Below are 6,438 nucleotides of genomic sequence, written 5' to 3'. Positions count from 1 at the left end.
AGGGTGGGAGGGTAGGGGGGTACCATTGCCAAGCGGAGAGGCTACCATCGTCCGGGGCAGCGGTGGCGAGGGCGTAGGCTTGGGTGCCGTTCTGTGTCGATTCAAAGATGCTGAACTGACAGCCTGCGAAATTCTGAAACACATGTTCGCCGCCGTCAATGTGCCATAGGTTAAATTGCCCGTTGGAGCCGCGCCCAATGCAACCCGCTCCAAAACCGCCCAGCGGTGCCCCATGCCATGGCCCATCGTCGAGGTTGCTGGGATAGCGGACGGTGTAGGGGTTGTCCCAGCCTTGACCGATCGATCGACGCCAAGCACAGGATGGAATGTTCACAGCAGCCATGGTTACGGGGTTCAGTACAGAGTTAACTTGACGGTTAAAATAAACCGCCTTCAGCATACTGCGAATTGGCGATCCTGGGCAGGGCAACGGCTCACCCACAACTAGACTCCTGAAAAATCGATCGTTCCTCAAACACTGACGGTCGATCGGGCAACACATCCGTAGCCTTGAGCCGCGTGCTTCACCGGAGAGAACAGAAGATGAATCCTCTTTAAATTTAAAAGCAAGAATTTCCTAGTAATTTAGGGTTTTAATCCTCAATTTCGTCGGCATTGTTTAACGACTGTTCCAGCATTATTCATGACATTTTTAGGCATCGAGAAATCTATTCTTCTAAAGGATTGGCTCGCAAGTCTCTCCTGTTCTGGCAGAGGGGGCGAGGGTGAACGGTAACCCCAATTTTTGAGCGGCATTCCGTTGAATTAGATACGAATCGCATTAAATTTTTCTGATATACGAAAAAATACGCGCAAAAGACCCGATCGCCCATCTAACCACGCGCCGTAACGATTGCCGCTATGATAGAAAGACTTTCCTGAATGTTAATCTTCTTTAAGTAATGACCGAAACCGCAAATGCGCCCGTAACTTGGCAACGTCCCCCCGCGCCGATCGATCAAATCCTCAATGCACCCGCCTCTCCCACGGTGGCCATTTCCCCTAACAATCGTTGGTTATTGGAATTGGAATATACGGATCTGTTACCGATCGCTGAACTTGCCGAGCCAGAAATTGCGGTTGCTGGATTTCGCCTCAATCCCCAAACTAACGGCCCCGCCCGTCCTAATCCCTACCGCAAGATTAAAATTCACGAACTGAAAACCGATGGTTCGCCCTTGTCCGAGGCCATTCCAATCAACCTGCCGGACAATGCCCGCATTAGTTTTCTCTACTGGTCACTCTGCGGCGATCGCTTGGCCTTTACCCTAACGCGCAACCAGCATTTAGAAGCTTGGTTACTGGATTTGCCGACGGCTAGTGCAAAACAATTGACCGATACGCCCCTGAACGGCACCTACGGCACCCCCCTGCGCTGGTTATCCGAAGACACCCTACTGTGCAAAGTGGTGGATAGAGATCGGGGTATCCCTCCGGTGGCCAAACCCGTTCCCTTTGGGCCGATCGTCCAGGAAAACCTGGGTGGCAAAAAACCCAACCGCACCTACACCAAACTGCTGCACAATCCCCACGACGAAGAACTGTTTGAGTATTACGTTAGTTCGACGTTAGAAATTGTTAACCTCAACGGCGAACACCATCGCATTTGGCCTGCGTCGTTGATTGATGAAGCGATTCCCTCCCCCGATGGGCAATACATTCTACTGACAACGCTGCACCGTCCCTATTCCTACCAATTGCCTGCCGACTATTTTCCCCGCAAGATCCAAGTCATCGATCGCCAAGGCAACTTAGTTTATACCATTGCCGATGTGCCGTTGATTGATAGCCTATCAACCAAGTTTGATGCGGTACGGACGGGCAGACGGCATGTTTCCTGGCGCAGCGATCGCCCCTCTACGCTCTATTGGGTGGAAGCCTTGGACGGCGGAGAACCGACACAACCGGCGGACGATCGGGATGTGGTGTTTCAACTGCCCGCCCCGTTTACTGAGGAACCCCAGGAATTGTGGCGCTGTGGCTATCGCTTTCGGCGGCTGCTCTGGGGCCGGGAAGATGTGGCACTGGCCTGGGATCGGTGGTATGACACGCGGCAAATTCGCATGTGGCGGATTAATCCCTCCCAACCGGAGCAAGCGCCTGTGTTGTTATTGGAACGCAGCTTTGAAGATAATTACAGCGATCCGGGGTTACCCTTGCTGCGCCGGGGAGACCATAATTGGAACGTGATGTACTTTACCTCCGATGGAGAAGGCATTTACTTCACCGGGCGCGGGGCTTCGCCTCAGGGGGTATATCCGTTCCTCGATCGTATGGATTGGCAAACGGGGGCAATGGAACGCATTTGGCAATGTCAAGATCCCTATTTTGAAGGGGTCGTTGATTTGTTAGATGCTGGAGCCAATGTCTTTATTACGAACCGTCAGTCCACCACAGAACCGCCGAATTACTGGTTGTATTACGATCGCACGCAACAGCCCATTCCCCTGACGCGCTATCCTGATCCGGCTCCAGAATTTGCCGGGATTTCCGAAGAATTGGTGCAGTACAAGCGTCAGGATGGAGTCGCACTTTCCGCCAAGCTGTATCTCCCCGCAGGCTATAACCCCGATACCGATGGGCCATTACCGACGATCTTTTGGGTTTATCCGGAAGAATACAAGGATGCAAAATTAGCGGGACAAATTACGACCTCCACTAACCGCTTTAGTCGTCCCTATCGCACATCGATTTTATTTTTACTGACCCAGGGGTATGCCGTGTTGGATAATCCCAGCATGCCGATCATTGGCGAAGGGGATGCGGAACCCAATGACACCTATGTTGATCAATTGATTTCGGGTGCAAAGGCGGCGATCGATTATGTGGTCGATCGAGGCATTGCCGATCGCGATCGTATTGGTATTGGTGGCCATTCCTATGGCGCGTTTACCACAGTGAATCTTCTAGCGCATACGGATTTGTTTAAAATTGGGATTGCCCGCAGCGGAGCCTATAATCGCACCCTGACGCCCTTTGGGTTCCAAGGGGAACAGCGGAACTTCTGGGAAGCTTCAGAAACCTATATTCAAATGTCGCCCTTCACCCATGTGCACCAGGTCAAGTCGCCCTTGCTCCTAATCCATGGGGGAGATGATAGCAACGCTGGAACCTATCCGATTCAAACGGAGCGGTTGTACGAAGCGCTGAAGGGATTGGGGGGCATTGTCCGCTGGGTGGAGCTACCGTTGGAGGATCACAGTTATCGCTCCCAGGAGGCAGTGGCCCATGTGTTGTGGGAAATGGTGAATTGGTGCGATACCTATCTGAAGTGACAGGGGTAGGAGGGTGAAGGGGTAGGAGGGTAGAGGGGGGACTATGGATCCGAGAACTATGTCTGGGGATCGTAACGTTCTATCAAGAAAGTGTGTAAGTGTCCCCAATATTTTGTAGCATTGACTACAGAATCTCGAGGGTTTGCCATGGCCGTTATCACTTCAGGTCGTACACCTCTGCCGTCGTTCCAGACTGCGAGTCCAGTGCCATCACCATCTTGCAGTAATCGCTGGGTGAAGCTGAAGGCTCAATTGTCGGAATACAGCTTTGATGAAGCACTCTTATTGTGCGAGTGTCCCGACGGACGCTGGATTGCTTGGGTGCCCGATTTTGGTGAAGCTTGTCTCAGCCCTGAGCAGTTTGAGTAAAAGAACTAGCGATCGTCGGTTCTGTTAAGGATTTCACGATCGTTGAAACGCGCACGATCGCGGTAAGTTTTTGGTGCATCCCATTGTCCTCTCCAATATCACACTCATTGATACCAGAAAAGCACGGCAATGCCGTGCTTTTTCATGACTAGCTTTTTTTATGGGCCACTGAACAGGCTAATTGAACGTAAGTGCGATGAAGTCAGAGTTGTGAGGGACAATTTTACTTGTCAAACTCCCGTTAATTGAACGGGCTAAATGCCGACCAGTTCGCGGGTTTCCAGCCCAACTAATTTCTGGGCGATCTCCAACTGCGTTTCCAGTTTCGCGACGCCAAATTCGTTGCGCAGATGTTCCAGTCGCGCGGTGGCGTTGGCTTTGTCCATGGTTAGCCGATTGAGGGTTTGCAGGGCTTGGGTGTATTCCAAGTTGGCCTGTAGGACTTCGAAGCGACGGGCTTTGCGCTGATTGTCATTTTTCAGTCCCGTTTCAAAGGCGACAATCATCTCAGCGTTGCCTTCTAGCTTGGCTAAGTGTTGGCGAACTTCATTCAGTTGGTATTCAACTTCGTTCATCGCTTGCATGGCTTGAGCGATCGCGGTGGGATATTGAGCGAGGTTTAAACGCATAGGACACCTTGGGTTGAATGGTTAATAGGGTTGAAAGGGGTTGAGATTCCCCTCCCCTCCTTCACAAGGGAATTTCAATAGCGGGGATATTAGGCTGCAATTTCAGCAAGCTGTTCTGCACTCACAGGATTGGCGAGTTCTTCAGGCGCATTGATCGTGGGGTCGATCGACCGTTCAATCGTTCGGCGGGACAAGCTACGCACAGGTTCGATCGGAACTTGTTCTAAAACCGTGACTTCTAGGTTGATGGCCACTAGGTAGGAACCGGGTTGTTCGCCGACGAGTTGCGCGACTAAACCCGCGATCGTGGGTTGTTCTCCCGTAATGGGATTCTGTAACGTGCACTGCTCCCATTCAAATTTGGCATTGGGGTTGAGGTTAAGAACGAAGTGTTTTAGCATGGCAGGGATGATGGGTAAAAGGACAGGTTCGATCGCAAGATGGGATGACAAGGTAGAACAAATATTTGATTGCTAGCGAGCTTGTTGTAATACCAAATTGATTAATTAATGCTACAGATCCGATCCCCCCTAGCCCCCCTTAAAAAGGGGGGGAATTCAGGCAAATTCTTTCAAAGTCCCCCTTTTTAAGGGGGATTGAGGGGGATCGTTATGTGTTGCAATTACCAGTTGATTTGGTATAAGGCGTGTAAAGAGGATGGCTGCGATCGATGTTTTGCGTGGTCTTTGCGATCCCAATAGGCCAAGGTTTTTGCCAGTTGGCAGTTACCAAAGAGTTCAATTTCGTAACGCTGGGGGAGAAGTTGGTGGGAACGGAGTTGGAAGGAATAGCCATGGCTGGCCAGGTATTGAGCAAAGCGCTGGGCTTGATTGAGTTCATCAAAGCCAAAATAACACCGATCGGGATTGGCCATTTGAAACGGTTGACGCACTAACAGGACGCGGGAGGAGAGATATTGCCCAACCTGTCCGTGCTGGAGTGAGAAGAATTGTCCGATACGCATAGGGCAGTCTGTGGGGTGGGATAAAGGGGAGCAATCAGACTGACGCAACTTGATGACTCAAGAAGCTTGCCACATTTCCGGTGGACGAATGCTGAAAAAGGGTGGCAAACTTGCGCCTTCGTGGGCATAGACCTGAAAGCCATCCCGATAGACGACGGCGGGTTCTCCCACGGCATGGAGCCGATCGTAGGCATCAAATCGCAGTTTTGACGGTCGATCGCAGACAATACAGAGCCTTTCAAAGGGCAGAATCCAACCACACTGTTGCAACATCGTTTTCATCACCGTCCAGAGTTGAACATCAGAGGGAACCTGCATCACAGAAATTGCAAAATCAAAGCGCATTGCAGATTGCATCCAGGAGGTTAACAGTAAGCAATTGTGAATGCTGGAGTCAAACTGGGGCAATGCTAATAAGGTTTCTTGGACGGGCACTTCGTACAAGGCCCAAGTACGGGTGAGTTGGGCCGTGAGGTGCCACGGGATTTGGATGTTCATCGATCGGGAAAGGGCCTGGTGAATTTGGAATAACTTACTTTCCCAAATCCCTTCGATCGATTTTTGGCGGAGGGGCGCACCGATGATTTGCTGAAGCAGATCGCGTTTGGCGGCCTTGGGGTAGCGATCGATGAGCCAGTCCAGGTTATCGCCAATGGACTGTTTTAAGCGATCGTTTAACAGATGGGGAATGGCAGCGGGACTGGGACAGACGATCACCTCCGGGGGTGGGTGGTGAATGGCTCGGTAGGCGGCGGTGACGGCAGAAATTGCAGCCATGGGATCGATCGGGTCGGTGCTGAGGGCCAGCGATCGCCAAGTTTGCACAAGGTGGGGAATTTGGGCAGCTTGTTCACGGGTCAGTCGGGGGGTCGTTTGCATAAGGAGTCGCAAGCATCGTTATTGCAAGGGTTTGAGCCATTTGACCGAAATGCGTTTCCAGTGTTTTCGAGGACGTTTTTTCCAGTGAAGGTGTTGCTGTTGCAGTTCTCGATCGAGGCTGTTCCAGTAGAGGCGCATCCGTCGCCAGGATTTGCCGATATTTTTGCCGCGTTTACGCTTCGGTTTGCGCCAGGTGGCCCCTAGGGTTCCAGGGGGAACGAGCCAGGGACTCTCGGCGGGAACGATCGTTTTCATGGCAATCCTTGATTTTCCTGGTATATTAGAGGTAAAGAATGACAACTGTGGTTTGCATCTCTTGTTT

General features: G+C 51.5%; 8 protein-coding genes. 2 read left to right on the top strand and 6 right to left on the bottom strand.

Annotation, left to right across the window (positions count from 1 at the left end; genetic code table 11):
- The coding region (locus ACN4EG_RS14345; RefSeq protein WP_431630386.1) for a GH116 family glycosyl-hydrolase at positions 1-442 on the bottom strand (442 nt) is incomplete at its 3' end.
- A 460-nt stretch (positions 443-902) separates the two neighbouring features.
- Between ACN4EG_RS14345 and ACN4EG_RS14340 the strand changes: the two genes are divergently transcribed.
- Both ACN4EG_RS14340 and ACN4EG_RS14335 read left to right on the top strand, forming a co-directional pair.
- Positions 903-3,275, top strand: a complete 2,373-nt coding sequence (locus tag ACN4EG_RS14340) for an alpha/beta hydrolase family protein (RefSeq protein WP_431630383.1) — start codon at positions 903-905, stop codon at positions 3,273-3,275.
- A 147-nt stretch (positions 3,276-3,422) separates the two neighbouring features.
- Positions 3,423-3,644 (top strand): hypothetical protein, encoded by a 222-nt coding sequence (locus ACN4EG_RS14335; RefSeq protein WP_431630381.1) that lies wholly within the window; start codon positions 3,423-3,425, stop codon positions 3,642-3,644.
- A gap of 254 nt (positions 3,645-3,898) precedes the next feature.
- On the opposite strand, the gene ACN4EG_RS14330 is transcribed toward ACN4EG_RS14335, so the two are convergent.
- The 5 genes from ACN4EG_RS14330 to ACN4EG_RS14310 form a co-directional block, all read right to left on the bottom strand.
- A complete protein-coding gene (locus ACN4EG_RS14330) occupies positions 3,899-4,273 on the bottom strand; it encodes a hypothetical protein (protein ID WP_190570888.1) in 375 nt (124 codons plus the stop codon).
- An 89-nt stretch (positions 4,274-4,362) separates the two neighbouring features.
- Positions 4,363-4,725: a hypothetical protein gene (locus ACN4EG_RS14325; RefSeq protein ID WP_431630378.1), complete on the bottom strand. Its 363-nt coding sequence runs from the start codon at positions 4,723-4,725 to the stop codon at positions 4,363-4,365.
- Between the two features lie 170 nt (positions 4,726-4,895).
- Positions 4,896-5,237 carry a hypothetical protein gene (locus tag ACN4EG_RS14320; protein ID WP_431630377.1) on the bottom strand — a complete coding sequence of 114 codons (342 nt, stop codon included), beginning with the start codon at positions 5,235-5,237 and terminating at the stop codon, positions 4,896-4,898.
- Positions 5,238-5,294: 57 nt separating this feature from the next.
- Positions 5,295-6,116 (bottom strand): DUF6745 domain-containing protein, encoded by an 822-nt coding sequence (locus ACN4EG_RS14315; protein ID WP_431630375.1) that lies wholly within the window; start codon positions 6,114-6,116, stop codon positions 5,295-5,297.
- Between the two features lie 18 nt (positions 6,117-6,134).
- Positions 6,135-6,371: a hypothetical protein gene (locus ACN4EG_RS14310; protein ID WP_431630374.1), complete on the bottom strand. Its 237-nt coding sequence runs from the start codon at positions 6,369-6,371 to the stop codon at positions 6,135-6,137.
- Positions 6,372-6,438: the final 67 nt, after the last annotated feature.

It is taken from the genome of Alkalinema pantanalense CENA528, assembly GCF_050753345.1.
Lineage (GTDB): Bacteria > Cyanobacteriota > Cyanobacteriia > Leptolyngbyales > Leptolyngbyaceae > Alkalinema > Alkalinema pantanalense.
This window is presented reverse-complemented; position numbering and strand designations above follow the sequence as displayed.